At 39.4% G+C, this 1,175-nt stretch carries 1 protein-coding gene; it reads left to right on the top strand.

Annotated elements, in window-relative coordinates; all coding sequences use genetic code 11:
* A partial coding sequence (locus tag VXQ92_RS19585; RefSeq protein ID WP_416682917.1) for a DUF2339 domain-containing protein occupies positions 1-1,175 on the top strand: 1,175 nt, incomplete at both ends.

Here is a 1,175-nt window from a genome sequence, read left to right on the forward strand (position 1 = left end):
TAAGTGTTCGTTATAGCCAAAATATCTCTCGGGTTTCAGAACATGAAAAACAAGAGGGGATCCGTTTACCGCCGCTCTTAGATGTTGGTCTTATTTTTAGTGTTCCTGTATTAGGCTTTACGCTTCATGCTTATTTAGTTCATGAGTCGACCCAAGCTTTAACAATTGGTGCTGTTGTTTTAGCAGGCACTTATGCGGTGTTAACGTTCTGGATTAAAAAAACTCATCCCCAGCTTTCAGTCCTTGCAAAAAGTTTTTTCATTCTCGCGGTTGCTTTTTTTGCCTTAATTTTTCCACTCGCAAAAGGGGCGCATTGGACTGCTATTGGCTGGGTTGCACAAGGAACGGCTTTAATCGTTTGGGGAGTAACTGAACGCTACCGTTTAAGCCGATATATCGGTGTAATTTTAGTTTTACTCAGCTCACTTGCACTGTTTTATCAGGTTTGGGCAAATGAAGAGTTTCCAACGCTAAGTACTAGCATTTATGCAATTGCCCAATTCATTTCGGCCTTTTATTTATTGCAATACAACAGCAAAGAACAACGCTATTTTAGCGCAAGCATGTTTAGCGGTATTTTCTTATGCTTAGGCATGTATGCGGGCGCCGTTGCAGGTGTAGAAATAATGGCATGGCATCATCATGCTTTAAGTCCATATTTGATGTTTGCTATCGCTCTAATAGCAATATTTAGTGCGATTGTTCACTATAAACTTCGTGTGCAATGGCAAAGTTTGCAGTTAATTTTAATTAGCCTGTTACTGTTATTGGTTTTAGGGGAGGCCTTTGCGAGTCAAGTATTTACTTTGTTTAAATGGGTAGACTCATTACAACAAACTACTTTCCTAGTCTCTACCATTATTCTTAGTGGCTTATTTATTATGGCTCAACCGCAGTCGGATGATTCTGGGTACTTAAATGTCTGGGCTGGTTTAAGTTGGTTAGCGTTAGCGATAGTTGGCGTGGCTATTTTCCCAAAAATGCCAATTGTCGCTTTGGCTTTTGTTCCTGTGGTTTATTCGCTTTGGGCGTATAAGGCTCATAAAACAACACTGTTACATCAAATTCCAGTTTGGTGTTTAAGTTTAATTTGGTTGTTAGTTGTGAGCGTTGATCGCCACTCTGCTGAGTACCTTTATTTTGTTCCTTTATTTAACTTAACTGATTTTCTTTCT

The sequence above is a fragment of the Acinetobacter sp. 228 genome, assembly GCF_048147885.1.